24 protein-coding genes and 1 riboswitch are annotated in these 25,634 nt (G+C 70.7%); of the genes, 5 read left to right on the top strand and 19 right to left on the bottom strand.

Annotated elements, in window-relative coordinates:
- Positions 1-14: 14 nt before the first annotated feature.
- The 3 genes from ACIGXP_RS19685 to ACIGXP_RS19675 all read right to left on the bottom strand — a co-directional run bounded on the left by ACIGXP_RS19685 (position 15) and on the right by ACIGXP_RS19675 (position 2,629).
- Positions 15-1,190 (bottom strand): ArsA family ATPase, encoded by a 1,176-nt coding sequence (locus ACIGXP_RS19685; protein WP_399769936.1) that lies wholly within the window; start codon positions 1,188-1,190, stop codon positions 15-17.
- 44 nt (positions 1,191-1,234) lie between these two features.
- The gene (locus ACIGXP_RS19680; protein ID WP_363220221.1) at positions 1,235-1,678 is read right to left on the bottom strand and encodes an SRPBCC family protein; all 444 of its coding nucleotides are present in this window, start codon (positions 1,676-1,678) and stop codon (positions 1,235-1,237) included.
- A gap of 153 nt (positions 1,679-1,831) precedes the next feature.
- Positions 1,832-2,629 (bottom strand): metallophosphoesterase, encoded by a 798-nt coding sequence (locus tag ACIGXP_RS19675; RefSeq protein WP_399769933.1) that lies wholly within the window; start codon positions 2,627-2,629, stop codon positions 1,832-1,834.
- A gap of 296 nt (positions 2,630-2,925) precedes the next feature.
- Here ACIGXP_RS19675 and ACIGXP_RS19670 point away from each other — a divergent pair, with 296 nt between their 5' ends.
- Positions 2,926-4,722 carry an AMP-dependent synthetase/ligase gene (locus ACIGXP_RS19670; protein WP_399769930.1) on the top strand — a complete coding sequence of 599 codons (1,797 nt, stop codon included), beginning with the start codon at positions 2,926-2,928 and terminating at the stop codon, positions 4,720-4,722.
- Between the two features lie 13 nt (positions 4,723-4,735).
- Here ACIGXP_RS19670 and ACIGXP_RS19665 read toward each other — a convergent pair whose 3' ends face one another.
- Both ACIGXP_RS19665 and ACIGXP_RS19660 read right to left on the bottom strand, forming a co-directional pair.
- Positions 4,736-6,322, bottom strand: coding sequence for a GMC oxidoreductase (locus tag ACIGXP_RS19665; RefSeq protein WP_399769927.1), 1,587 nt, complete (start codon positions 6,320-6,322; stop codon positions 4,736-4,738).
- A gap of 182 nt (positions 6,323-6,504) precedes the next feature.
- On the bottom strand, positions 6,505-7,647 hold the full coding sequence (locus ACIGXP_RS19660) for a glycosyltransferase family 4 protein (RefSeq protein WP_399769925.1): 1,143 nt from the start codon (positions 7,645-7,647) through the stop codon (positions 6,505-6,507).
- A 120-nt stretch (positions 7,648-7,767) separates the two neighbouring features.
- On the opposite strand from ACIGXP_RS19660, the gene ACIGXP_RS19655 reads away from it, so the two are divergent.
- A complete protein-coding gene (locus ACIGXP_RS19655; RefSeq protein ID WP_399769922.1) occupies positions 7,768-9,003 on the top strand; it encodes a glycosyltransferase 87 family protein in 1,236 nt (411 codons plus the stop codon).
- Positions 9,004-9,057: 54 nt separating this feature from the next.
- On the opposite strand, the gene ACIGXP_RS19650 is transcribed toward ACIGXP_RS19655, so the two are convergent.
- From ACIGXP_RS19650 to ACIGXP_RS19630, 5 genes are all read right to left on the bottom strand, one after another.
- Entirely contained in the window at positions 9,058-10,242 is a 1,185-nt protein-coding gene (locus ACIGXP_RS19650) for a hypothetical protein (protein WP_399769919.1), read from the bottom strand.
- Positions 10,243-10,270: 28 nt separating this feature from the next.
- Positions 10,271-11,296: an NlpC/P60 family protein gene (locus ACIGXP_RS19645; RefSeq protein WP_399769916.1), complete on the bottom strand. Its 1,026-nt coding sequence runs from the start codon at positions 11,294-11,296 to the stop codon at positions 10,271-10,273.
- Between the two features lie 239 nt (positions 11,297-11,535).
- Positions 11,536-12,564 (bottom strand): NlpC/P60 family protein, encoded by a 1,029-nt coding sequence (locus tag ACIGXP_RS19640; protein ID WP_363219456.1) that lies wholly within the window; start codon positions 12,562-12,564, stop codon positions 11,536-11,538.
- A gap of 220 nt (positions 12,565-12,784) precedes the next feature.
- The gene (locus ACIGXP_RS19635; protein ID WP_399769913.1) at positions 12,785-14,128 is read right to left on the bottom strand and encodes an NYN domain-containing protein; all 1,344 of its coding nucleotides are present in this window, start codon (positions 14,126-14,128) and stop codon (positions 12,785-12,787) included.
- 46 nt (positions 14,129-14,174) lie between these two features.
- Positions 14,175-14,414 carry a hypothetical protein gene (locus ACIGXP_RS19630; RefSeq protein WP_363219458.1) on the bottom strand — a complete coding sequence of 80 codons (240 nt, stop codon included), beginning with the start codon at positions 14,412-14,414 and terminating at the stop codon, positions 14,175-14,177.
- Positions 14,415-14,567: 153 nt separating this feature from the next.
- Between ACIGXP_RS19630 and ACIGXP_RS19625 the strand changes: the two genes are divergently transcribed.
- Both ACIGXP_RS19625 and ACIGXP_RS19620 read left to right on the top strand, forming a co-directional pair.
- Positions 14,568-15,311: a rhomboid family intramembrane serine protease gene (locus ACIGXP_RS19625; RefSeq protein ID WP_363219459.1), complete on the top strand. Its 744-nt coding sequence runs from the start codon at positions 14,568-14,570 to the stop codon at positions 15,309-15,311.
- Positions 15,308-15,589, top strand: a complete 282-nt coding sequence (locus ACIGXP_RS19620; protein WP_363219460.1) for an Lrp/AsnC ligand binding domain-containing protein — start codon at positions 15,308-15,310, stop codon at positions 15,587-15,589. The genes ACIGXP_RS19625 and ACIGXP_RS19620 overlap by 4 nt, the downstream gene beginning before the upstream one ends.
- Before the next feature lie 42 nt (positions 15,590-15,631).
- Here the strand turns inward: ACIGXP_RS19620 and ACIGXP_RS19615 are convergent, their stop codons facing one another.
- The 6 genes from ACIGXP_RS19615 to ACIGXP_RS19590 form a co-directional block, all read right to left on the bottom strand.
- Positions 15,632-16,993 (bottom strand): aminotransferase class V-fold PLP-dependent enzyme, encoded by a 1,362-nt coding sequence (locus ACIGXP_RS19615; RefSeq protein ID WP_399769908.1) that lies wholly within the window; start codon positions 16,991-16,993, stop codon positions 15,632-15,634.
- 156 nt (positions 16,994-17,149) lie between these two features.
- Positions 17,150-17,266, bottom strand: a riboswitch (SAM riboswitch).
- A 74-nt stretch (positions 17,267-17,340) separates the two neighbouring features.
- Positions 17,341-18,405, bottom strand: a complete 1,065-nt coding sequence (gene trpD, locus ACIGXP_RS19610) for an anthranilate phosphoribosyltransferase (protein WP_363219462.1) — start codon at positions 18,403-18,405, stop codon at positions 17,341-17,343.
- A gap of 118 nt (positions 18,406-18,523) precedes the next feature.
- Positions 18,524-20,161 carry a cytochrome bc complex cytochrome b subunit gene (locus ACIGXP_RS19605; protein WP_399769905.1) on the bottom strand — a complete coding sequence of 546 codons (1,638 nt, stop codon included), beginning with the start codon at positions 20,159-20,161 and terminating at the stop codon, positions 18,524-18,526.
- Positions 20,158-21,216 carry a Rieske 2Fe-2S domain-containing protein gene (locus tag ACIGXP_RS19600; RefSeq protein ID WP_399769902.1) on the bottom strand — a complete coding sequence of 353 codons (1,059 nt, stop codon included), beginning with the start codon at positions 21,214-21,216 and terminating at the stop codon, positions 20,158-20,160. Before ACIGXP_RS19600 ends, ACIGXP_RS19605 begins: the two co-directional genes overlap by 4 nt.
- Positions 21,213-22,025 carry a c-type cytochrome gene (locus tag ACIGXP_RS19595; protein ID WP_399769899.1) on the bottom strand — a complete coding sequence of 271 codons (813 nt, stop codon included), beginning with the start codon at positions 22,023-22,025 and terminating at the stop codon, positions 21,213-21,215. Before ACIGXP_RS19595 ends, ACIGXP_RS19600 begins: the two co-directional genes overlap by 4 nt.
- A 63-nt stretch (positions 22,026-22,088) precedes the next feature.
- A complete protein-coding gene (locus ACIGXP_RS19590) occupies positions 22,089-22,709 on the bottom strand; it encodes a heme-copper oxidase subunit III (RefSeq protein WP_363220413.1) in 621 nt (206 codons plus the stop codon).
- 166 nt (positions 22,710-22,875) lie between these two features.
- Between ACIGXP_RS19590 and ACIGXP_RS19585 the strand changes: the two genes are divergently transcribed.
- Complete coding sequence (locus ACIGXP_RS19585) at positions 22,876-23,277, top strand: hypothetical protein (RefSeq protein WP_363220412.1); 402 nt, start codon at positions 22,876-22,878, stop codon at positions 23,275-23,277.
- Positions 23,278-23,387: 110 nt separating this feature from the next.
- On the opposite strand, the gene ACIGXP_RS19580 is transcribed toward ACIGXP_RS19585, so the two are convergent.
- The 3 genes from ACIGXP_RS19580 to ACIGXP_RS19570 all read right to left on the bottom strand — a co-directional run.
- Positions 23,388-24,647, bottom strand: a complete 1,260-nt coding sequence (locus ACIGXP_RS19580; protein ID WP_399769894.1) for an Ig-like domain-containing protein — start codon at positions 24,645-24,647, stop codon at positions 23,388-23,390.
- Positions 24,648-24,780: 133 nt separating this feature from the next.
- Complete coding sequence (locus ACIGXP_RS19575; RefSeq protein WP_031166647.1) at positions 24,781-25,179, bottom strand: cytochrome c oxidase subunit 4; 399 nt, start codon at positions 25,177-25,179, stop codon at positions 24,781-24,783.
- Positions 25,176-25,634 (bottom strand): cbb3-type cytochrome c oxidase subunit I (locus ACIGXP_RS19570; protein WP_399769891.1); only part of this gene is annotated, 459 nt, incomplete at its 5' end. The genes ACIGXP_RS19570 and ACIGXP_RS19575, both read right to left, overlap by 4 nt.

Here is a 25,634-nt window from a genome sequence, read left to right as displayed (position 1 = left end):
CGGGCGTGCCCGGTTCACCGTCCGCCCGCGGGCCACAGGTCCGGGTCCGGGGCGAAGCGGATGCGCAGTTCGCCCTCGCGCAGGGCGGCGCCGGCGACGGTGCACCGGCGCAGGGCGGAGGGCAGCGGTACGAGGCGGCGGTGGGGGCCCGCGGTGATGACGAGTTCGTCGCCGCGCCGGATCAGGTCCAGCTCGTCGCGTATGGCGCCGGGCAGCGGGATGTGCCAGACCAGCACGCCGTCCTCGGCGATCCGGTCGGCGACGGGCCACTCGACCGGGGCGGGCGACGGGTTGACGGCGGGCGGGGCGAGGGCGGTGAGGTCGTCGGTGCCGCGGGGGTCGCGGCCGAGGTGGGGGACGGGGTGGACGTCGTACGGCTCCTCCTGCCAGTCGGCGAGCGTCTTGCGCTGCTGGGCGAGGAGGGAGGAGAACCAGCTGTCGCCGGTGGCCTCGGGGAGGACGCGGTTGGCGATCAGGGTCTCGGTGCGCAGGGCGCGCAGGGCGAGGCCCAGGCGGGCGGCGCGTACGGCGTCGGCGCCGGCCGGACCGGGCTCGGCCACCAGGTGTACGGCGGTGTTCCGGTCGGTGAGGACGGCCTGGACGGCGGCCAGTTCGACGTCCCAGCGGGCCGCGGTCTCGTACAGCCAGTCGGCGGGCATGGGGACGCCGGCCAGCCGGCCGAGGACCGGGCGCAGGGCGCGGGCCGCCTGCCGCTCGGGCGGGAGCAGGCGGCGCAGGTAGCGGCGCAGCTCCTCGGGGAGGGCGAGCAGGGCGAGGGCCTGCGGGAGGGGCGGGAGGTCGACGACGAGGAGGTCGTAGCGCTCGCAGAGGGCGGCGTCCCGGAGGGCGCGCAGGAAGGACAGCTCCTCGGCGCCGGGCAGCGGGGTGACCTCCTCGGCGTCCAGCCGGGCGGCGCCGAGCAGGTCGAGGACGTTCGCGGCGCGGGCCTGGAAGGCGGTGAGGTCCTCGCGGAAGCGCTCGGCGGCGTCGGGGCGCCAGGTGGTGAGGTGGGGGGCGGCTTCCGTGGGCGCCGGTCCTGTCGCGGAGCCCAGCGCGGCGCCGAGGGTGTCGGTGCGGTCGGCACCGAGCAGAAGGGTGCGGGTGCCTTCCCCTGCGGCGCGCAGTGCGGTGGCGGCAGCGATGGTCGTACGGCCGCTGCCGCCCGGGCCCGTGATCAGGATGGTGCGCATGAGGGTGAACGGTACCGTCGCGCGCGGGTGCCGGACCGGGGTGACTACTTCTCCCCCGACTCCACCCTCTTCTTCAGGCCCGCCAGGGCGCGGTCGATGATGACCTTCTCCGCCTTGCGCTTGATCATGCCGAGCATGGGGATCTTGACGTCGACCGTCAGGAGGTAGGTGACCTCGGTGGCGCCGGGACCGCTGGGCTTGAGGACGTACGAGCCGTCCAGGGAGCGCAGCATCTGCGACTTGACCAGGGTCCAGGAGACCTCGTTGTCGCCGGTCCAGGTGTAGGCCAGCGTCTGGTCGTCCTTGATCGCCCCCGCGTCCATGACGAGGCGTACCTGCTCGGCGCGGCCCTGGTCGTCGGTCTTGAGGACCTCCGCCTCCTTCACCTCGCCCGTCCAGTCCGGGTAGCGGGCGAAGTCGGCGATCACCCCCATGACGTCGGCCGGTGCCGCCTCGATCGTGATGCTCGAGCTGGTGTGTTCCGCCATCGCCGTGGCTCCTCCAGATGCGGGCCGGTACAGAGGTCGTCGTGCGCACGTGTGTGCAGCGTGAAGGCTACCGCGCCGCCGACCTGCCGCCTTCACCCCGTGTCCCGCCGGTCACCCCACATGGCCTGCCGACGACCGTCCTTGGCGCGTTGATCACCATTCGAGCGCCCAGGGGCGGCCCGTCCCCGCGAAGTGGCCCACGTTCACGCACTCCGTCGCGCCGATCCGCATGCGGCGCGCGAGCGGCTGATGGACGTGGCCGAAGAGCGAGTAGCGGGGTCTCGTGCGGCGGATCGCGGCCAGCAGGGCGCGGCTGCCGCGTTCGAAGCGGCGGGCGACCGTGTCGTACACCAGCTCCGGGACCTCCGGCGGGATGTGTGTGCACAGCACGTCGACCTCGCCGACCGCCTCGATCTTCGCGGCGTACTCCTCGTCACTGATCTCGTACGGCGTCCGCATGGGCGTGCGCAGGCCGCCGCCGACGAAGCCGAAGGTCCAGCCGCCGATCTCGACCCGCTGGCCGTCGAGGACGGTGGTGCCGGGCCGGGCGTACTCCTGCCACAGGGGCGGCATGTCGACGTTGCCGTAGGTGGCGTACGTCGGGGTGGGGAAGGCGGCGAACATCTCGGCGTACTGCTTGCGCACCGCCGTCTCGATGGCCGTGGCCCGGTCCGCGCCGATGCCGGCCCACAGCCGGGCGCCGAACTCACGGGCCTCCTCGAAGCGGCGGGCGGTGCGCAGCGCGACGATGCGGTCGGCGTTCTCCTTGCCGAACAGGTCGGGGAAGATGCCGCGCGAGTGGTCGGCGTAGTCGAGGAAGAGCACGAGGTCGCCCAGGCAGATCAGGGCGTCGGCACCCTCGCCGGCCCGGGCCAGATCACGGGCGTTGCCGTGCACGTCACTGACCACGTGCACGCGCGTCCTTCGGGTGCCGGAGCGTGTGGATGCCATGGTGATCAAGCGTAGGCCTGCGGGATCTGCGTGAACAGTGTCGGCCCGGCCTGCGGTTACTCGCCGGTCGCTTCAGCCGTGGACTACTGTGCGCGAAGGAACGCCAACATGTGTGACGCAGCGAACATCTCGCCGGAACCCCCTGTCGGGAACGCCATACCGACGGGTAACGTCCGGGCAGTCCAGTCGTGCTCTGGATTTCAACAGCTGAATTCCCGAGCACTTGCCCGAGCCGTGGACCGCACCGTCGCATCACACAGTGTCGTGGCGCCGGCGCCCTATGAGGAGCAGCAGTCTTGCGCGAGTTCAGCCTTCCGGCTTTGTACGAGGTCCCTGCGGACGGCAACCTGACCGACATCGTCCGCAGAAACGCCGCGCAGCATCCCGACGTCGCCGTCATCGCCCGCAAGTCCGGCGGCGCCTGGCAGGACGTGACCGCCCGGGAGTTCCTGGCCGAGGTGCACACCGCTGCCAAGGGCCTCATCGCCGCCGGTGTGCAGCCGGGCGACCGGGTGGGCCTGATGTCCCGCACCCGGTACGAGTGGACGCTCATGGACTTCGCGATCTGGAGCGCGGGCGCGATCACGGTGCCGGTGTACGAGACCAGCTCGCCGGAGCAGGTCCAGTGGATCCTGTCCGACTCGGGCGCCACCGCGTGCGTCGTCGAACTGGACAACCACGCGGCGGCCGTGGAGTCGGTGCGCGAGTCGCTGCCCGCCCTCAAGCACGTCTGGCAGATCGAGGCCGGCGGTGTGGAGGAGCTGGGCCGGCTCGGGCAGGACGTGTCGGACGAGACGGTCGAGGAGCGCAGCTCGCTCGCCCGGGCCGACGACCCGGCGACCATCGTGTACACGAGCGGTACGACCGGCCGCCCCAAGGGCTGTGTGCTCACCCACCGCAGCTTCTTCGCCGAGTGCGGCAACATCGTGGAGCGGCTGCGTCCGCTGTTCCGCACCGGCGAGTGTTCGGTCCTGCTGTTCCTGCCGCTCGCGCACGTCTTCGGCCGGCTGGTGCAGATCGCCCCGATGATGGCGCCGATCAAGCTGGGCTGTGTCCCGGACATCAAGCACCTCACCGACGAGCTGGCCGCCTTCCGTCCGACGCTGGTCCTCGGTGTGCCGCGCGTCTTCGAGAAGGTCTACAACTCCGCGCGGGCCAAGGCACAGGCGGACGGCAAGGGCGCGGTCTTCGACAAGGCGGCGGACACCGCGATCGCCTACAGCAAGGCGCTGGACAGCGCCTCCGGTCCGTCGTTCGGCCTGAAGATCAAGCACAAGGTCTTCGACAGGCTGGTCTACAGCAAGCTGCGCGCGGTCCTCGGCGGCCGGGGCGAGTACGCCATCTCCGGCGGTGCCCCGCTGGGCGAGCGGCTCGGCCACTTCTTCCGGGGCATCGGCTTCACCGTGCTGGAGGGCTACGGCCTGACCGAGTCCTGTGCGGCGACCGCGTTCAACCCGTGGGACCGGCAGAAGATCGGCACGGTCGGCCAGCCGCTGCCGGGCTCGGTGGTGCGGATAGCGGACGACGGAGAGGTGCTGCTGCACGGCGAGCACCTGTTCAAGGAGTACTGGAACAACCCGGGCGCGACCGCGGAGGCGCTGGCCGACGGCTGGTTCCACACCGGTGACATCGGCACCCTGGACGAGGACGGCTACCTCAGGATCACCGGCCGCAAGAAGGAGATCATCGTCACGGCGGGCGGCAAGAACGTGGCCCCGGCGGTGATCGAGGACCGGATCCGGGCGCACGCGCTGGTCGCGGAGTGCATGGTGGTGGGCGACGGGCGGCCGTTCGTGGGCGCGCTGGTCACCATCGACGAGGAGTTCCTGGGCCGCTGGGCCGCCGAGCACGGCAAGCCGGCGGGCTCCACCGCGGCGTCGCTGCGCGAGGACCCGGATCTGCAGGCGGCGATCCAGGCGGCGGTCGACGACGGCAACGCCGCGGTGTCGAAGGCGGAATCGGTGCGGAAGTTCCGCATTCTGTCCTCCCAGTTCACGGAGGAGTCGGGCCACCTCACCCCGTCGCTGAAGCTCAAGCGGAACGTGGTGGCGAAGGACTACGCGGACGAGATCGAGGCCATCTACCAGAAGTAGTCCGGCAGTTGCCTCATGGCGCGGTGTCCTCGGCGAGGACCCGCGCCATCGTGCGTTCGGCGAGCGCGGTGATGGTGACGAAGGGGTTCACGCCGATGTTGCCGGGCACGAGCGAGCCGTCCGTGACGTAGAGGCGTGGATACCCCTTCACCCGGCCGTAGTCGTCGGTCGCCCTGCCGAGGACGCAGCCGCCGAGGGGGTGGTAGGTGAAGTCGTCCGCGAAGACCTTGCCGGCCGAGCCGAACAGGTCGTAGCGGTAGATGGTGGCGTTGGCCAGGTTGATCCGGTCGAACAGCTTCTTGGCCATGCTCACCGACACCGCGCTCTGGGCGGCGGTCCAGCCGAGTCTCACCGTGCCGGAGGCGGGGTCGCAGGTGAAGGACGCCCGTTCCGGGTTCTTGGTGATCGCCAGGTAGAGGCTGATCCAGTGCTCGAAGCCCATGGGCAGCGGGGCGATCTCGGCGAAGACCGGGTTGTCGGTGTTGGCCCAGTCGTCGATGCCCATCACCGGCATGGTGGCCTCATTGGCGCCGACGGTGTCCCAGACGTGGTTGGCGCGGGCGAGCATGGTGTTGCCGTTGGTGCCCCAGCCCGCGCCCACGGCGGAGTTCAGGTCGGGCAGGGTGCCGGTGTCCCTGGCCCGTACGAGGAGTTCGGTGGTGCCGAGGCTGCCGCCGCCGAGGAAGAGATACGTACAGCTGTACTGCCTGGTCTCGACGACCGCGCCGGTGGTGTCGATCCGGTCGGCGGTCAGGACGTACGACCCGTCGCCCGCCCGGCTGACCGACGTCACCCTCTCCAGGGTGTGCAGGGTGACGTTGCCGGTACCGAGGGCGGCGGCCAGGTAGGTCTTGTCGAGGCTGCGCTTGCCGTGGTTGTTGCCGTAGATGACCTCGCCGGCGAGGGCCGACCTGGTGGCCGTACCGGCGGCCTCCTGCTGCATGTAGCCGAAGTCGTAGACGTTCGGTACGAAGGTGGTCCTCAGGCCCGCGTTGCCGGCGGCCTTCCGGGAGGTGCGGGTGAACCGGTACCACTCGGTGGACTCGAACCACGCCGGGTCGATGGTGTTGACGCCGAGCATGGCGCGGGCGCGGGGGTAGTAGGTGCCGTACATCTCGTCGGCGTCCACGGTCGGGAACTGCTCGGTGAAGTACGGCTTCGGGGGCGTGACCGCCATTCCGCCGTTGACGAGGGAGCCGCCGCCGACGCCGCGGCCGACGTAGACGGACATGTGGTCGTAGTGCACGCGGTCCAGGGCGCCCGGGTAGGGACTGATGTCCTTGTTGACCACGTCCAGCCACAGGAAGGTGGCGAGCGGGGCCTCGGTGCGGGTGCGGAACCACATGGAGCGCTGGTCGGGGGCGGCGGTGGAACAGAACACCTTGCCGTCGCCGCCCGCGGTGTTCCACAGGCGGCCCATTTCCAGGACGAGGGTGCGGATGCCGGCCTGGCCGAGGCGCAGGGCGGCCACGGCGCCGCCGTAGCCGGACCCCATGACGATCGCCGGGGCGTTCTCGACTGTGCCGGGCTGTGCCGCTCGGGCCGACTGGAGGCCGATGCGGGTGAAACCGAGGGCGGCCGCGGTCTGCAGTGCGGCCATTCCGAGTATGTGACGCCTTGTCAGCTGACGTCTCATCAGGTTTGCTGTCATGGGCGCAGCATGGGCGGATTATCGGGTTCCGCCAAGGGCCGCCGCAGGAAGGGGTGGGGACTCGTCGTCGGCGGCTGCGGGTTGTCTGTGGCTGGTCGCGCAGTTCCCCGCGCCCCTTGCGGGGCGCTGCACTACAGCAGAGCCTTCAGCCGCTCCGCCAGCAGGTCCCAGCGCCACCTCTCCTCGACCCACTGGCGGCCGCGCTCGCCCATGCGGCGGCGCAGCTCGGGGTCGCCCAGGAGAGTCACGATCCGCTCTGCGGCCTCCGTCGGGTCGCCGCCCCTGACCACCCATCCGGTCTCCCCGTCGAGCACCGCGTCCGGGGCCCCGCCCGAATCCCCCGCCACCACCGGCAGGCCCGTCGCCGACGCCTCCAGGTAGACGATGCCCAGCCCCTCCACGTCCAGGCCGCCCCGGCGGGTTCGGCAGGGCATGGCGAACACGTCGCCGGCGCCGTAGTGGGCGGGGAGTTCGGACCAGGGGACGGCGCCGGTGAAGCGGACGGAGCCGCCCACACCGGTCTCGGCCGCCAGCCGCCGCAGATCGCGCTCGTACGGCCCGCCGCCGACGATCAGCAGGACGGTGTCGGGCTCGGCGGCGAGGATGCGGGGCATGGCCCGGATCAGGGTGTCCTGGCCCTTGCGCGGGACCAGGCGGGAGACGCAGACCACGACCGGGCGGTCGGTGAGGCCCAGGCGGGCGCGGATCTCGTCGCCGCCGGAGTCGGGGTGGAAGGTCTTCTCGTCGACGCCGGGCGGCAGCTGGACCATGCGGCTCGCGGCCTGCGGGGTGAGCGCGGTCGCGATGCGGGAGCGGGTGTACTCGCCCAGATACGTGAGCGTGTCCGTGGAGTCGCCGATCCGGCGCAGCAGGTGCCGGGCGGCGGGCAGCTGGGCCCAGCCGGCCTCGTGACCGTGGGTGGTGGCCACCAGCCGCTCGGCGCCGGCCCTGCGCAGTGCGGGCGCCATGAGGCCGAGCGGGGCCGCCGCGCCGAACCACACCGAGGTGCACCCGTGCTCGCGCAGCAGCTGCACGGCCCGCCGGGTCGCCTGCGGGGTGGGCAGCAGCATGGTCGTACGGTCGCGTACGACGGTGAAGGGCTGCTCGGCGTCGAAGGCGGCCGTGGCCGCCGCGCCCTCCCGGCCGCGCTTCCAGGTGGAGGCGTAGACGACCAGCCGGCCGGGGTCCAGGCGCAGGGCCATGTTGTGCAGGAAGGCCTGGATGCCGCCCGGCCGGGGCGGGAAGTCGTTGGTGACGATGAGGGTCTTGTGCATCGCTGCCGACCCTACCCAATGGGCCGGGCGCGGCCGAGTCTGTGGCAGGCGCACAGCCGGGCAGGACATCATGGTCCGCGACGCGTCAATCGAAGCGGGAATCGAACGGCAGGGGAGCACGTGGAGACGAAGGGCACCGCGCGGTCCCTGGCATGGCTGCTCGCGACCTGGGGCGCCACCCGCGCGACGCTGCTGCTGTGCGTCTTCCGGGTGTTCGCCTTCCCGGGCCCGGACGTCACCGCGGACGTGTCGGTGATCTACCGGGGCTGGTACGAGGTACTGCGGCAAGGAACGTTTCCGCTGGACGACGTGACGTGGCAGTACCCGCCGGCCGCCGCCCTGGCGATCCGCTCCCCCGACGCCCTGCCCTTCCTGTCCTACGCGCACGCCTTCTACGTGCTGGCGTTCCTCGCCGACGTGGTGGTGCTCGCGCTGCTGCTGGGTCCGGGCCGGCGCCCCGGCCGGTCGCTGCACGGCGCCTGGGTGTGGGTGGCGGGCGCGGCGCTGCTCGGCCCGACGGTGTACGCGCGCTACGACGTGATGGTGACCGCGGTGGCCGTGGCGGCACTGCTCGCCGGGGCCCGGCGGCCCCGGGTGATGGGCGCGCTGGCCGCGTTCGGGGCGCTGCTGAAGGTGTGGCCGGCGCTGCTGCTGGCCGGGGCCGTACGGCGGCGGGCGTGGGCGTCGGCGGCGGTGACGGGGGCCGGGCTGGCGGCGCTGTTCTCGGTGTCCATGCCGGGTGCCTTCGCCTTCCTGACCTTCCAGCGGGAGCGGGGCACCGAGGTGGAGTCGCTGGGCGGCCTGGCCTTCCATGTGGCCCGGCACTTCGGCTGGCCGGGCGAGGTGCTGCTGAACTACGGGTCGGTGGAATTCCTCGGCCCGTACGTGGACCAGGTGAGCGCGGCGGCGCTGGCGCTGACCGGGGTCGCACTGGGCTGGCTGCTGCTGTGGCGGCTGCGGGCGGACCTGACGGCGCCGCACATGCTCGCGGACGCGGCCTTCACCGCCGTCCTGCTCTTCACGGTCACCAGCCGGGTGATCAGCCCGCAGTACCTGGTGTGGCTGATCGGCCTGGCCGCGGCCTGTGTGTCGTACCGGGCGAGCCGGATGGGGGCGCCCGCGCTGCTGGTGATGGCCGCGTCCTTCGTGACGGTCCTGGAGTTCCCGCTCGGCTTCTCGCACGTGGTGGTGAGCGACCGGTACGGCGTCCTGCTGATGGCGGTGCGCAACGGCCTGCTGCTCGTGGCCTCGCTCTCGGCGGCCCGCCGGCTGTGGTGCTCGACCGTGCCCCCGGCCCCCGCCGCACCCGTGCCGCCCCGGCCCGTCCGGCCCCGGCAGACCCCGGTCGGCTCCTGATGTGGGCGGTGTGGATCGCGGGGGCCTGCCATACGGAGTGGAAGGCCGCGACGCTCAGCCGAGCTGTGACCTGACGTACTCCCGCCACCGCTCGGTGAACGCCTCCGGAGTGGTGCCGAGCACCTTCTTCAGCGCGTCCTCGACCGCGCCCGCCCGCCTCTCGTGGGCGCCCACGGCGCGGTAGAAGGCGCCGAGCCGGGCCGTACCCCAGTGCGCGGCGATCATCCGGCAGGCCAGCCAGCCGCCCTCGTACGCCTGCGCCAGCTCGGCCGGGTCGCTGGTGAAGCCGAAGTCGTTGTCGGAGGGCAGTTCCGTGGGCGCGTGACCGTCCCGGACGGCGCGGGTCAGTTCCGGCGCGGCCTCGGTGGGGGTGCGGCCGGTGCCGAGGTAGCCGATCCAGTCCGCGTAGCCCTCGGAGAGCCACAGCGGGGTGGCGGCGGTGGTCTGCGCGCGGGTGGCCACATGGGTGGTCTCGTGGGTGAGCACCACCTGCTTGCCGACGTCACCGAGGACGGCGTACGCCTCCGGGTTGACGACCACCCGGTCCGCGGGCGCCCGGCCGGACCCTCCCGCCTCACCGGTGGTCACGGCCGCGATGCCCCGGTAGTTGGCGGCGGGCGAGCCCAGCAGGCCCCCCATGTCCTTCAGGGACCGCGGGACGAGGACGACGACATGGCGGCTCCAGCCGGTGCCCCAGGCCCGGGAGACGGCCGGGACCGCGCGGTCGGCCAGAGCCGCGTAGCCGCTCAGCCCGGTGGCCGTCAGGCCGGTGCCCAGCACCAGGCTGTGCGCGCCCCGCACGGCGGTCACCGGACCCTGGTCCCACAGTTGCTGCCCGGCTCCCTTCGCCGGGCTGTCGGAGGTGACGTACCACTTGCCGTCGGCGGTGCGGCCGAGGGTGAGGGTGCGGCGGGCGTCGACCGGGGCCTTGTCGTAGCCCGCGACGCGGTAGTTCAGGTCGGCGTCGGCGGTGGCGCCGGAGGAGGTACGGCGCACGGCGGTGACCTTGTAGCTCCAGGAGGCCAGCGGGAGGGCGCGCAGCCGGGTGTACTCGCTCGGGACGCCCGTCGCGTCGTACGCCGTGCCGTCGTGGCCGAGGAGGGCGGCGGAGCGCCGGTCGAGCAGGTGCTGCACCTCGGTACGGGCCTCGTCGGTCCCCGTACCGCCGCACCCGGCCAGGGACAGCAGCAGAGCGAGGCCCACGGCCCCGATGCTCCACCCCCGTCTGCGACCAGCCATTTCCCGATCGTAACGGCGAGCGGCGCGGTCAGGGCCGGGTCACCGACGAGATCGGCATCATCCCGACCGGGTCGTAACGCACCGCAGCCCCCGGATAGGGCGCGTGGATGACCTGGCCGTTGCCGACGTACATCCCGACGTGGCTGGCGTCGGAGCGGTAGACCACCAGGTCGCCGGGGCGGGCCTCGGACAGCGGGATCTGCCGGCCGACGAAGCGCTGCTCCTGCGAGGTGCGCGGCAGCTGGATCCCGGCGTGCGCGTACGACCACTGCATCAGGCCCGAACAGTCGAAGCCCGTGGGGCCGTTGGCACCCCACACATACGGGCGGCCGAGGGCGGAGCGGGCCGCGGCCACCGCGGCGGCGGCACGGGCGTCGGGGAGGACGGGACCGGTCAGGTCGGGAAGGTGCAGGTCGAGGCGGTCGGGGCCGTCGGAGCGCGAGACCCGGTCGTAGGCGGCGCGGTCGGCGACGGGCATCGAGTTGAGCAGCCGCCGGGCCCTGGCGAGCTTGGTCTCCACGGTCCGCTTGTGCGCGGCCACCGCCTTGCGGCTCTTCTCCAGCGCGCCGAGCTTCCCGGCCGCCTCCGTGCGCTCCTGGGTCAGATCCCGCAGCGCGGAGCGCAACTCCCGCAGCCGCCCGACCTGCTGGACGCCGATGCGGTCGAGGGTGGACGCCTTGTCGAGATAGCCGCCGGGGTCGTCGGAGAAGAGCAGCGCGACGACCGGGTCGACGGCGCCCGCACGGTACTGGGCGCCCGCCAGCGAACCGAGCTGCTCACGCAGGCCGTTGATGCGCTGCTGCAGCCGCGCGACGTGCTCCTGGGCGTCGCGCACCTCGCGGCGCAGCGTGCCCGCCTGCTCCTGGGCCTTGTCGTAGGCCTGGGTCGCCTGCTCGGCCTCCTGGTAGAGCCGGTCCACCTCGGCACGGGTGTCGCCGCGCGGCGCCGCGTGCGCCGGTACGGCGCCGAGTGCGGCGGCCGCGGCCGACAGCACACACAGAGCGGCGGCGCCCCGGTCGAATCCGGACGAGGCAAGGCGGCGATGAGACCCCACGGCAGTCCTTCTGCTGGCGGACGGATACCGCTCCCCCGGCGCCTGGGGACGGGGAGGCCCCGGCGCCGGGGAAACGCGGCAGACAGTAGCCGCAGGGAAGGGCGCCGAGCCAAGGCCGGCGACGGCACAAAACGCCGCCGCCCCGCCGCTGACGCAGGTCATGGGCGGGGCGTGGAGTCAGCCTCGGTCCGTGGGATTCGCCCGTTCGGACGTCACCGTGTGCGGGTGCCGCGGGTGCCTCAGTTCACCCGGACGCCGAACTGGAACGGCATGTCGGCCATCGCCTCGTAGCGGACCACGGCACCGGTGTGCGGGGCGTGCAGCACCTGGCCGTTGCCGGCGTAGAGGCCGACGTGGTGCAGGTCGCCGTAGAAGAAGACCAGGTCGCCGACCTGGAGCTGGCTCATGGAGAGGTGGGGGCCGATGGTCGCCTGGGCCTCGGAGGTGCGCGGGATGGAGACGCCGGCCTGGGCGTAGGCCCAGGAGGTCAGGCCCGAGCAGTCGAAGGAGGACGGGCCGGTGGCACCGTAGACGTAGGGCTTGCCGATCTGGCTCTGGGCGGCGGAGAAGGCCGCCCCGGCACGGCCGGAGGCCGGCGGGGTGTCGCCGAGGTGCACCCGCTCGCTGGAGGAGCGGTCGGCGCGCTGCTGCTGGGCGGCCAGGTCCGCCTTCTCCTTGGCCGTCAGGGTGTTGAGCAGCTTCTGCGCGTCGGCGAGCTTGCCCTGGACTTCCTTCTTCTTGTTCTCCAGCTCCGTGCGGGTGGCGGAGAGGTCCTTGAGCTTCTCGGTGGCCTCGGCCCGCTCCTGGGCGAGTTCGCGCTGTTTGTCCTGGATCTTCTTCAGCGCGTCGACCTGCTGGGCGCTCAGCTGGTCGAGGGTGGAGGCCTTGTCGAGGAAGTCGTCCGGGTTGGAGGACAGGAACAGCTGGACCGAGGGGTCGATGCCGCCCGTGCGGTACTGCGAGGTGGCCAGCGAGCCCAGGCCGTCGCGGAGCTTGTTGAGGTCCTCCTGGCCCCGGGCGACGTTGTCCTGGATCGTGGATATTTCCTTCTGCAGCTTCTGCTGCTTGTCCTTCGCCCCGTTGTACTTCTCGGTGGCCTGCTCGGCCTCCTCGTACAGCTTGTCGACCTTGGCCTTGACCTGGTCCTTGCTGAGCTTCGGCGCGGCGTTGGCGGCGTTCGCGCTCAGCACGACGGCTGCGGCGGCTGCGGTGGTCAGCACGGTCACGCGGGCGCGACTCTGCTGTTTGGGTCGACGGTGGGACGCCACGGAGGACGAACTCCTTCTTGTGAGTGAGTGAGTGATCACCCGTTCGGAGGTTCGAGCCCAGACCCTAGTGACCCAGTTGTGATCAGTTCAAATCCTCTCACCAGAAAATCCCATCACGCAATGCATTCTTTGCACAGAACTCACATGCAGTGATGCGCGCTTGACCCTACGTTGCGTGACGATACGGCCAATTCGGGCATTGAGTCTGCCCGTTGGACCTTCAGGACAGTCGCTTGAGAAGCACCGCAGACGCGACCGGTCGGGCACCGGCCTTGGCGACCCCGTCGGCCACCTCACGGTCGGTGGAGGCGACGATGACCGGACGGCCCGGCGGCTCCGCGCGCACCAGCTGGCGGATCAGCTCGTCGGCCGTGACCCCCGGCTTGGAGAACAGCACCCTGACCCCGCGCGGCGGTGCGAGCAGCACCGGGGCGGCCAGTTCGGCGCCGTCGAAGACACAGGTCACCTCGGCACCGGTCTGGGCGGCGAGCGCCGACAGCTGGCCGAGCAGCCTCAGCCGCTGCTTCTCCAGCGGCATCTGCGGATAGCCGGTCTTGGTGACGTTGTAGCCGTCGACCACCAGATGCGCCTGCGGCAGCGCGAGCAACTGGTCGAGGATGGCCGGATCGTGCTCGGACAGGGCGCGCGCCGCGATGTCCTTCGGGGTCATCCGTCCGGGTTCGACCGCGTCGACCGTCTCGGCGGGCCGCACGGACACCGGCGGCAGGGCGAGTTCACGGCGCAGCCCCTGGGCGGCCTCCAGCAGGGTGTCCAGCAGCAGCCGGACCCGCATGTCCTCCACGCTGCGGCCCTCACGGGCCGCGCGGCGGGTGGCCTCCAGCGTGGCCTCCGCCTCGCCCAGGCGGGCCTTGAGCCGGCGGGACTCGCTCTCGGCGGCCGACACCTGCAGGTGCGCCTCCGTGCGTACGGCGTCGATCTCGCCCCGGGCCTTGCGCAGGGCGGCCTCGCCCCGTTTGACGTCACTGAGGGCGGCACGGAGCTTACGGTGCAGCGATTCGGCTTCCCTCCTCGCCGACTCCAGCTCCGTGCGCAGCCGTTCGGTCTCGGCGCGGGTCTGGTCGCGGGCCTGGGCCAGCTCGGCACGCAACCGCTCCAGCTCGGCCCGGCTCTCCTCGTCCGCCCGCTCGGCGTCGGCGCGCTGGGCCTCCTCGCCGGCCGCGGTGACCAGCTTCACCCAGCCCGGCGGGCGCAGTACATAGGCCGCGGCCGCCACGTCGAGCGGGTCCGCGGCCGGGGGCGGGGAGCCGGAGTCGAGAGCGCCGGCGAGTTCCGGCTGGGCCTCTCTGAACTTCTCTCCGATCCGCTGCCGGAAGAGCGGATCCGTCTCCAGCGCCGCCGCCATCGCGTTCCCGGCGAACTTCGCCCGGCGATTGGGGGCGAACCGGGCGTACTGCCGTAGCTGGGCGGGCAGTTCCGCCACGGTCAGCCCGCCGAAGCCGTCCGAGACGATCTGCACGACCCTGCGGCGCACGCCGTCGGGCAGCGGACGGTCAAGCACCTCAGCGGTGCCGTCGCCCGGCCCCCCGCCTGTGGTCTCCACCATCCGTCACACCCCACTATGTCTGTTTACTTCTCCGCGGCCGCTCCGCTCAGGAGCCGGCGCCCGGCCTGTCCACGAGCTCCACCTGGTCCACCGCGTTGCACCAGCGGCAGCGCACCGATTCGATGGTCTCACTGACCACCTCGCGCTCCTCCACCGTCGGCTCGCCCGCCAGATCGAGGTGGACGTACTCGACGACCTTCGAGGAACGGGTCACGTCGAACCGGGTGAGGTTGCCGCACAGGGTGCAACGCCACCGGGTCTTCGCGGTCGGCAGGGGAACCGTCATCGTGGCTGTCCGCTTCCTTCTCGTCTCGCTCCCGCGCCGCCGGCCGACGCGTGTGGCCGTAACCCTACGGCCTGCCGGGGACTCGCCGCCCGTCCGTCCGCGGCGGCGAGGCGGTCTGTCGGGTTGCGTCCCGTTACGTCATGCTCTGTGTTCATGATCAGCGAGTGGAGCACGGCGGCCGGCAGGGCCCTCAGAGCGGTCCGGAGCGCGCCGGCACCGATGACATACGTCCTCATCGGCCTGTGCTGTCTGCTGTTCGTCCTGGGCCCGGCCTCGGGGCTCGTGCCGGGGTACGGCTCCGGGAGCGCGCTGCTCGCCGCGCAGCGGGCGTACTTCCGGCGCTGGGGCGTGGTGCCGTCCGAGCTGTTCGCCGGACCGGCGCACGCGGCCCTCACCCCCGCCACGGCCCTGTTCGTGCACGGCAGCTGGGTGCATCTGCTCGGCAACATGCTCTTCCTCTTCGTCTTCGGCGGGATGACCGAGGAACGGATGGGCCGGGTCGAGTTCACCCTCTTCTACGTCGGCTGCGGCTACCTGGCCCTGCTGGGCTACGCGGCCGCCAACGCCGCCTCCGAGCAGTCGCTGGTCGGCGCGTCCGGGGCGATCTCGGCGGTCCTCGGAGCGTTCCTGTACCTGTTCCCACGCGCCCGCGTGACCAGTCTTCTCCCGTTCCTGTTCTTCCTGCCGCTGCGCTTCCCGGCGTGGGTCGTGCTGCCGTCCTGGGCGGCGCTGCAGTGGGCGGCGGCACGGCAGGCCTCCGACGGCCCCGGGGTGGCGTATCTGGCCCACCTGGTCGGCTTCGGCCTGGGCTTCGGCTACGCATGGGTGCGCTATGGCCGTACGGCTAGAGTGAAGTCCGCCCCAGCTCCGGCACCCGAGGGAGAGAACCAGCCGTGATCACCGCGATCGTCCTCATCAAGACCAGCGTGGACCGGATCCCCGAGATCGCGGAACAGATCGCCGCGCTGGAGAGCGTCAGCGAGGTCTTCTCGGTCACCGGCACCTACGACCTGATCGCCATGGTCCGGGTCGCCCGGCACGAGGACCTGGCCGAGGTCATCCCCGGCCGAATCAGCAAGATCCCCGGCGTGGAGGCCACGGACACGCACGTCGCGTTCCGCACCTACTCCCAGCACGACCTGGAGGCCGCGTTCTCGATCGGCCTGGACAACTAGGGGCTGCGCCGCTCAGGCGCGGGCGCCGCCCCGAGGCCTGCTTCACACCGCCGGGACGCAGCGGCCCTCCTCCGTGCGGTACGTCCACTTCGCACCGTCGGTCACCAGCTCCCGTACCGCCGTCACGAAACGCTCCACGTGCTCGTCGGGCGTTCCCGCGCCGAAGCTGACGCGGATGGCGTTGAGGGACTTCTCTCCCGGGGCGGCCTCGGGAGCGCCGCACTCGCCCTGGGCCTGGGGGTCGCTGCCGAGGAGGGTGCGGACCAGGGGGTGGGCGCAGAAGAGGCCGTCGCGGACGCCGATGCCGTACTCGGCGGAGAGCGCCGCGGCGAAGTGGGAGCTGTTCCAGCCCTCCACGACGAAGGAGATGACGCCGACGCGCGGGGCGTCGTCGCCGAACAGGGACAGCACCTTCACCTGCGGGACCTCGGCGAGGCCCGCGCGGACCCTGGCGACCAGGTGCTGTTCACGGGCGACCAGGGTGTCCCAGCCGGCCTCGGTGAGTGCCTTGCAGGCCGACGCGATGGAGTAGGCGCCGATCACATTGGGCGACCCCGCTTCGTGCCGCGCGGCGCTCTCGTGCCACTCCACGTCCACGCCGCCGTCCTGACGCCGGGTCACCTTGCGGCTGGCGCCGCCGCCCGCGAGATACGGCTCGGCCGTGCGCAGCCAGTCGGCGCGGCCGGCCAGGACACCGGAGCCGAACGGGGCGTACAGCTTGTGGCCGGAGAAAGCGACCCAGTCGACGTCCAGGTCGCGGACCGACACGGGGTGGTGGGGGGCCAGCTGGGCGGCGTCCAGGACGATGCGGGCGCCGTGCGCGTGCGCCGTCGCCGCCAGTTCGCGCACCGGCCACAGTTCGCCGGTGACATTGGAGGCGCCGGTGACGCAGACCAGGGCCGGGTCGTAGGGGTCACGGTCGGCGAGGGCGCGCTCCAGGGTCTCGACGGCCTGCTGCGGGGTGCGCGGGGCGTCGAGGCAGGTGACCTTCGCGTCCTGCCAGGGCAGCAGGGAGGCGTGGTGCTCGGTCTCGAAGACGAAGACCTGGCAGTCGGCGGGGAGGGCGCGGGCCAGCAGGTTCAGGGAGTCGGTGGTGGACCGGGTGAAGATCAGCTGGTCGTCGGTCCGGCAGTCCAGGAACTCCGCGACCGTCCTGCGGGCGTTCTCGAACAGGTCGGTGGAGAGCTGGGAGAGGTAGCCGGCGCCGCGGTGGACGCTGCCGTAGTACGGGGCGTAGGCCGCCACGTCGTCCCAGACACGCTGCAGGGCGGGGGCGCTGGCCGCGTAGTCGAGGGCCGCGTAGGTGACCTCTCCGCCGGTGACGAGCGGGACGGTGACATCCCTGCCCAGAACCGGCAGAGGGGCACAAACGGACTGGTCGGCGGCAGCGGTGAAGACGGACATGAGGGAACTCCCGTGAGACATACGCCCTGGGGCGCAGGAAGAAGAGAAAAGGGTGTGCGGAGGCGGGGCTCGGCGGCCCTATCGCATTCGCTTGCTCACGGAAGGCTCCCTCGAACGACCAGGACCCCTGGTCCCGCGCTTCAGAAGCGCGCGAGGGGTCCGCGCTTGCCGTAGACCTCGCTGCCTACGGCCTGGTCTTCACCCGGGGCACCCCGCCACGGACGGAGGGTTGCCGGACAGCCGGCCGGGGCCGAATGACTGTCACTCATGACCTGGTCAGGAACGTACGTGAAGTGATCGCGGTCCCGCAACCCGTGTCCGAATCGCGGGACCGCACCCTGTGTGTCTCAGGCGTTGCTGGCCGCCACCCAGCGCTCCAGCGTCCGCTTCGCCGCACCGGAGTCGATCGACTCCGCCGCCCGGTCCATCCCGGCCCGCAGCTGCTCGGCCAGCGGCGCGTCCGTCGGCCGCAGCGCGACGAGCGCCGCCGCCGAGTTCAGCAGCACCGCGTCCCGTACGGGCCCCGTCTCACCGTCGAGCAGGCGGCGGGCGACCTCCGCGTTGTACGACGCGTCCGCGCCGCGCAGGGCCTCCACGGGGACGAGGTCGAGGCCGACGTCCCGCGGGTCGAAGGACTCCTCGGCGACCTTGCCGTCCCGGACCACCCACACCCGCGAGGTGGCGGTCGTGGTCAGCTCGTCCAGGCCGTCGTCGCCGCGGAAGACCAGGGAGGAGTTGCCGCGCTCGGCCAGGACACCGGCCACGATGGGCGCCATCCGAAGATCCGCCACCCCGACGGCCTGGGACCGCACCTTCGCGGGGTTGGTCAGCGGGCCGAGCACGTTGAAGGTCGTGCGGATGCCCAACTGGCCGCGCGCCGCGGCCACATGGCGCAGTGCCGGGTGGAACTTCACCGCGAAGCAGAAGGTGATCCCGGCCTCCTCGGCGACCTGCGGGACCCGCTCCAGCGGAAGGTTGAGATTGACGCCCAGCTTCTCCAGCACGTCCGACGCACCCGACGCCGAGGACGCGGCCCGGTTGCCGTGTTTGACGACCTTCGCCCCGGTGCCGGCGACGACGATCGACGACATCGTGGAGATGTTCACCGTCTTGGCACCGTCACCGCCCGTGCCGACGATGTCCACGGTCCGCCCCGGCACCTCGATCACGTTCGCGTGCGCGTACATCGCGCGCACGAGCCCGCTGATCTCCTCCACCGTCTCGCCCTTGGCGCGCAGCGCCACGGCGAATCCCGCGATCTGCGCGTCCGTCGCCTCGCCGCGCATGATCCGGTCCATGGCCCATGCCGTGGCGTCCGCGCTCTGGTCGCGGCCCTCCAGCAGGGCGTTCAGTACCTCGGGCCAGGAACGGCCCGCCGCGGTGTCGCCTCCAGCGGGGGTCACAGCGCTCATCAGCCGCTCCTGGTGTCGTAAGGGACAGTGTGATCCCACCCTATCCAGCCACGGAGACGGCGAAGGGCCCCGTCCGCAACCCGGACGGGGCCCTTCAGCGTGTGTGGCGACGCGGTGATCAGTGGTGGCCGTGGCCGCTCGTGATCTCCTTGTACTCCTCGACGGTCGGCTTCGGGATCTGGTTGTCCTCGCCGTAGTAGGCGTTCGACAGCTTGACCCGGAGCTTCTCCGAGGCCGGAACCTTGCGCTCGACACCGTTCTCGTCGACCGTCGGGCCGATCTCGGCCGGCGCGTACTGGTGGTGAGCCGTGAGGGTGTGCAGCTGCTCCTGGCTGAGCGGCTCGTGCACCTCGATGAACTCACCGTGCGGCAGGCGCTTGATGATGCCGGTCTCGCGGCCGTGCAGCACCTTGTCGCGGTCGCGGCGCTGCAGGCCGAGGCAGATCCGCTTGGTGACGATGAACGCGACGACCGGTCCGACGAAGAAGCCGATCCGGACGAACCAGGTGACGGCGTTGATCGACAGGTGGAAGTGGGTGGCCCACAGGTCGTTGCCACCGCCGACCAGGCCGATCATGTAGACCGTCACCCAGGCGACACCGAACGCGGTACGGGTCGGGGCGTTGCGCGGGCGGTCCAGGATGTGGTGCTCGCTCTTGTCGCCGGTGATCCAGGACTCGATGAACGGGTAGACGGCGATCGCCGCCAGGACGAGACCGAAGAGCACCAGCGGGATGAACACGCCCAGGACCAGCGTGTGACCCCAGAGGTTGATCTCCCAGCCCGGCATGTAGCGGACCAGACCCTCGGCGAAGCCCATGTACCAGTCGGGCTGGGCGCCGGTGGACACCTGGTCCGGACGGTAGGGACCCATGGCCCAGATCGGGTTGATCTGGGCGACCGCCGCGATGGCCGCGATGACACCGAAGACCAGGAAGAAGAAGCCTCCGGCCTTGGCCATGTAGACCGGCAGCAGCGGCATGCCGACGACGTTCTTCTCGGACTTTCCGGGACCCGCGAACTGCGTGTGCTTGTGGTAGAAGACCAGGATCAGGTGCGCCACCATCAGGCCGAGCATGATGCCCGGCAGCAGCAGGATGTGGATCGAGTAGAACCGGGCGACGAAGTCGTGGCCGGGGAACTCTCCGCCGAAGAGGAACATCGAGATGTACGTGCCGACGATCGGCATCGACAGGATCGCGCCCTCGGTGAAGCGCACACCGGTGCCGGAGAGCAGGTCGTCCGGGAGCGAGTAACCGGTGAAGCCGGTGAACATGCCGAGGACGAACAGCAGGAAGCCGAACAGCCAGTTGATCTCACGCGGCTTGCGGAACGCGCCGGTGAAGAACACGCGCATCATGTGCACGAACATGCCGGCGAGGAAGATCAGCGCGGCCCAGTGGTGGATCTGCCGGACGAGCAGACCACCGCGCACGTCGAAGGAGATGTGCAGGGTCGAGTTGAACGCCTCGGACATCAGCTGCCCCTGGAGCGGGACGTAGCTGCCGTGGTACTCCACCTCGTTCATCGACGGGTGGAAGAACAGCGTCAGATAGACACCCGTCAGGATGATGATGATGAAGCTGTACATGCACACTTCGCCCAACATGAACGACCAGTGGTCGGGGAAGATCTTGCGCATGTTGGCCTTGGCCAGGGAGTAGATCCCGAGCCGGCCGTCGGCCCAGTCGGCGATCCGCTCGCCGGCCGGCGCCTTCCCGCGAGAGCGGGGTGCGTCGTTCGATGCAGTACTCATCCGCGCTCCCAGAATGCAGGACCGACGGGCTCCTCGAAGTCGCCGAGCGCCTGGAGGTAACCCTCACTGTCCACGCCGATGCGCAGCTGCGGCAGGGCGTGGCCGGCGGGGCCGAAGATCACTCGGGCACCGTCGGAGAGGTCGAAGGTGGACTGGTGGCACGGGCACAGCACGTGGTGCGTCTGCTGCTCGTACAGCGAGATCGGGCAGCCGACGTGGGTGCAGATCTTGGAGAAGGCGACGATGCCCTCGTGCGACCAGTCGAGCTCGCGCTTGTCCTTGATGTTGCCCGGCTGCAGCCGGACGATCATCAGGGCCGCCTTGGCGATCTCGTTCTGGAACTCCTCGTCGGTCTCCTCCAGGCCGTCGGGCTTGGCGAAGGTGAGGGAGCCGACGGCGACGTCCTCGGGGCGCAGCGGCTGGTTGGTGTTCATGTTGATCAGGCGCTTGCCCTTGGCCCACAGGGTGTGCCGGAGCATGGTCCCGGGCTTCGGGCCCAGGCCGCCGAGCAGCATGACGGCGGAGAGCGGCATCAGGGCCATCGCGCCGAACATCGTGTTGCGGATGAGCTTGCGGCGGCCGAGCGCCGACTCCTTGGCGCCCTGGCGGAAGTCCGCGTGGACCTTCGCGCGGACGTCGGCCGGGGCCTCGATCGCGTGCCGCTCGTCGGCGACCTCCACGTCGGACATCAGGGTGCGGGCCCAGTGGACCGCGCCCGCGCCGATGCAGAACAGCGCCACGCCGAGGGTCAGACCCAGGGCGAAGTTCATCGCGCTGAGGTGCCCGATCGGGAAGACGAAGATCGACTTGTCGTTCGGGATCACCAGGTACGCGACGATGAAGCCGATCGTGGCCAGCATCGAGACCGTGAACAGCAGGGCGACCATGCGCTCGGACCGCCTGGCGGCCCGCTCGTCGATGTCCTGGATCCGGTGCTCGTGAGGCGGCAGCCCCGGGTCCGCGAACGGGTTCTCCTCGTCCGCGATCCCTACCGCGCCGTGCGCGTGGTCCTGCTCAGCGGGCAGGTTCTCTTCTGGAATGTCTTGGCTACTCATGACTTCTTGGCCTTTGCGGTCCGAGCGGCGACCCAGACGGCGACCGCGATCAGCGCGCCGAGGCCGAAGATCCAGGCGAACAGACCCTCACTGACCGGCCCGAGGCCGCCCAGCTCCAGACCGCCCGGGTTCTCCGTCTGGCTGCCGTTGACCGCGTTCAGGTACGCGATGATGTCCTTCTTGTTCTTCTCCGACATCGTGGTGTCGGGGAAGGACGGCATGTTCTGCGGGCCCGTCTGCATGGCCTCGTAGATGTGCTTCGGAGCGACACCCTCCAGGCTCGGCGCGTACTTGCCCTTGGTCAGGGCACCGCCCTTGCCGGTGAAGTTGTGGCACTGCGCGCAGTTGGTGCGGAACAGCTCGCCGCCCTTGGCGATGTCCGCGCCTTCGGGGCCGTACTGCTCCTTGGTGGGCACGCTCGGGCCGGCGCCCAGCGAGGCGATGTACGCGGCAAGCTGGTCGGTCTGCGTCTGGTTGTAGACGACCTTCTTGCGCGGGACCTGGGCGCCCTGCGAGGTGGCCGCGGGCATACGGCCGGTGCCGACCTGGAAGTCGACGGCCGCGGCGCCCACGCCGACCAGGCTGGGCCCGTCGGAGGAGCCCTGGCCACCGGTGCCGTGGCAGCTGGCGCAGCCGACCTCGTAGAGCTTCTTGCCCTCCTTGATGGTCAGGGACTGGGCGGAATCATCGGCCTGCGCCTTGCCCGCGGGTGCGAACGCGGCATACAGCCCCCCAGTGGCCGCCAGCGCGAGGAGTAGGACGACGACCGCCGCCAGCGGATGGCGTCGTCGTACGGAGAGCTTTTTCACGGATTACCCCGGTGTCAGGATCTTCTGCGTCGGTGCTTCTGGATGTGCGGGAGCCGGTCCCGGCTACTTGATCAGGTAGATCGTGGCGAAAAGGCCGATCCAGACCACATCGACGAAGTGCCAGTAGTAGGACACGACGATGGCCGCGGTCGCCTGCTCGTGGGTGAACCTCTTGGCCATGTAGGTGCGCCCGAGGACCAGCAGGAAGGCGATGAGACCGCCCGTCACGTGCAGGCCGTGGAAGCCGGTGGTCAGGTAGAACACCGAGCCGTACGGGTCGGAGGAGAGCGAGATGCCCTCGTCCTTCACCAGGCTCGTGTACTCGTAGATCTGACCGCCGATGAAGATCGCACCCATGATGAAGGTGAGGATGAACCACCCGCGGAGCTTCTTCACGTCCCCGCGCTCGGCCGCGAACACGCCGAGCTGGCAGGTGAGCGAGGAGAGCACCAGGATCGTGGTGTTCGTCGCGGAGAAGGGCACATTGAGCGCGTCGGCCATGTGCTTCCAGTGCGCCGGACCCGTCACCGATCGCAGGGTGAAGTACATCGCGAAGAGGGCCGCGAAGAACATCAGCTCGGAACTCAGCCAGATGATGGTTCCGACGCTGGTGAGGTTCGGCCGGTTGACCGACGGGTGCGCGTGCCCGGTTTCTACTGTCGTTGCTGTCGCCACGACCGACATTATGTCGGTCGCTTATCCCGCCCTCACTCCGGGGGGTGCCGTTCGGAGTGTTGCCCCCCGCCGAACCGGTGTTGACGTGGTGTTCATGGGGACTTCCACGGGAGTAAGCTCCGCCCCGAACGGCCCTGTCCGTCCGTCCGTACGACGCTGACGTCCCGGAGGAACAATGCAGCCGACCGCCACGGTGCTGGTCTACAGCGACGACTCCAACACCCGCGAGCAAGTACGGCTGGCCTCCGGCCGCAAGCCGGCTCCCGACGTCCCCTTTGTCGAGTTCGTGGAGTGTGCGACGCCCGAGGCGGTGCTGCGCGAGCTGGACCGCGGCGGCATCGACGTGTGTGTGCTGGACGGTGAGGCCGTGCCGATGGGGGGCATGGGGGTGTGCCGGCAGATCAAGGACGAGGTCTTCAACTGCCCGCCGGTGCTGCTGCTGATGGGGCGGCCGCAGGACGCGTGGCTGGCCACCTGGAGCCGGGCCGACGCCGCGGTGACCCTGCCGGTGGATCCGGTGGAGTTCGCCTCGGCCCTTGCTTCCCTGCTCCGCCAGAAGCGGTTGGTGGGCGCCTAGGAGCTTGGGGCGCGGGGTGCCTGCGCCGCTGCCGGTTCGTCGTGGCCCGTCGCGCCCACGCGGCGGCAGCCGCACATCGGGCACGGCCCCGCGCCCCTGCCGTACGCTCCTCACACTGCCGTCGGCCGCAGGCGTACCGTGTCCGCCGGGGTCGGGCCGTCGGGCTGGTCGGTGTTCAGGGCCGAGCCCGTGCGCCATTTCTTCCAGTCGACGTTCCAGTCGCCGAAGCCGTTGCCGAAGGGTTCCATCGGGTCGCCGTTGGAGTTGACGACCCTGACGATGTCGCCCTCGTGGATGTGGTCGAAGAACCACTCGGCGTTGCCGGTGCTCATGCCCGTGCAGCCATGGCTGACGTTGGCGTAGCCCTGCGAGCCCACGGACCAGGGTGCGGCGTGGACGTACTCGCCGGACCAGGTGACCCGGGTGGCGTAGTAGACCGGCAGGTCGTACGAGTCGGAACTGCCCTCGGCGATTCCGACGGTGACGCCGCGCATCCGTACGAAGTACTGCTTCTCCAGGACGACCTTGACTCCGTTGCGGGTCTCGTAGCCGGGCTTGCCGGTGGTGACGGGCACCTGGTTGATCACCTTGCCGTTCTCGTAGAACGTCAGCTGGTGTGCCGAGGCGTCCGTGACGGCCTCGATCTTCTCCCCCGTGATGATCCTCAGCGGCTTCGACTTGCCGCCCCACAGCCGGTCGCTGATCCGTACGCCGTCCAGGTTGCTGTGCACCTCGATGCTGGCGTGTACGGGCCAGTACTCCTTGGGACGGTAGTGGAGTTCCTTGTTGCTCACCCAGTACCAGGAGCCCGGCACGGCCGGCGTGGAGTCCACTCTGAGGGCGCGTTCCACCACGGCCCGCTGTGCCTTGTCCCTGACCTCCTGGTCGAGTTGGGCGGTGATGGGCTGTCCCACGCCGTACTGGCCCGCGTCCGGCCCGAAGGTGACGTTCAGACGCTTCTTGCCGCTGGGCTTGCTGGTGTCGAACGTGTAGACCTTGCGGCCCGGCGCGCCGTCGTCGTCCTCGGTGCTCACCGTGACCGTGTAGTGGGCGTTGGCGGCCAGCGGGGAGGTGCTGTGCCAGCGGCTGCCGTCGGCGGTGAGTTCGCCCGTCACATAGCGCCCTGTGGAGTCCTGGGCCGTGACGTCGGTGATGCGCCCCTCGTCGTCCACGGTGACCTCTAGGGGCTTGTCCGGGTCGGCCCGCTTGCCCGCGTCGGCGGGGCCGTTGAAGGAGATCAGGTCCGCTGCGTCGTACGGCTGGGCCGACAGGGGGTTGCCGTCCGAACCGCAGGCAATGAAGCCCGCGCCGAGGACGGTCACCAGCAGGGCGCAGCTGACGACGGTGCGGGTCCGCGGAGTGTGGTTCATATGATCACGCTATGAGACGCCGACCCCACTGGCGCGGCAGGTAATCCGTACGAGTCATCGACACTACGGCAGACGCCGGAAGCCCGGACACTCCTGATGGAGTGTCCGGGCTTCCGGCGTGCGCTCTTGTGTGCTACTGGGTGCGGTTCTCACCGTGGTAGTACTCGAACACCCAGCCGAACAGACCGATCACGATGAACGGGGCCGAGAAGTAGATCAGCCACCAGCCGACCGCGATGCTGAGGAAGGCGATCGCACCGCCGAAGCCCAGCATGAGCGGCTGCCAGCTGTGCGGGCTGAAGAAGCCCAGCTCGCCCGCGTCGTCCGCGACATCGGCCTCCTTGTCGTCCTGGGCGCCCGCGTCGACCCGCCGGGCGGTGAAGCCCAGGTAGAAGCCGATCATGACGCTCAGGCCGAAGGCCAGGAAGAGCGCGGTGGTACCGGCCGGCTCCTTCGACCACACGCCATACACGATGGCCATGATCAGGATGAAGACGCTCAGCCAGATGAACATCCGACCCTGGATCTTCACTTGCCGGCCTCCTTGCTGCCCTCGACGGCGCCGGCGCCGTGACCGGCGTACTCCAGCTGCTCAAGCGCGGCGATCTCAGGGTGGTGCAGGTCGAACGCCGGGGATTCGCTGCGGATCCGCGGCAGGGTGACGAAGTTGTGCCGCGGCGGCGGGCAAGACGTCGCCCACTCCAGCGAGCGGCTGTAGCCCCACGGGTCGTCCACGCCGACCGGCTTGCCGTACTTGGCCGTCTTCCAGACGTTGTAGAGGAACGGCAGGATCGACAGGCCGAGCAGGAACGAGCTGATCGTCGAGATCGTGTTCAGGGCGGTGAAGCCGTCGGCCGCCAGGTAGTCGGCGTAACGACGCGGCATGCCCTCGGCGCCCAGCCAGTGCTGGACCAGGAAGGTGCCGTGGAAGCCGACGAAAAGCGTCCAGAAGGTGATCTTGCCGAGCCGCTCGTCCAGCATCTTGCC

It is taken from the genome of Streptomyces sp. NPDC053069 (assembly GCF_044546895.1).
Lineage (GTDB): Bacteria > Actinomycetota > Actinomycetes > Streptomycetales > Streptomycetaceae > Streptomyces.
The sequence above is the reverse complement of the archived record's forward strand: the minus strand, read 5'-3'. Positions and strand labels throughout refer to the sequence as shown.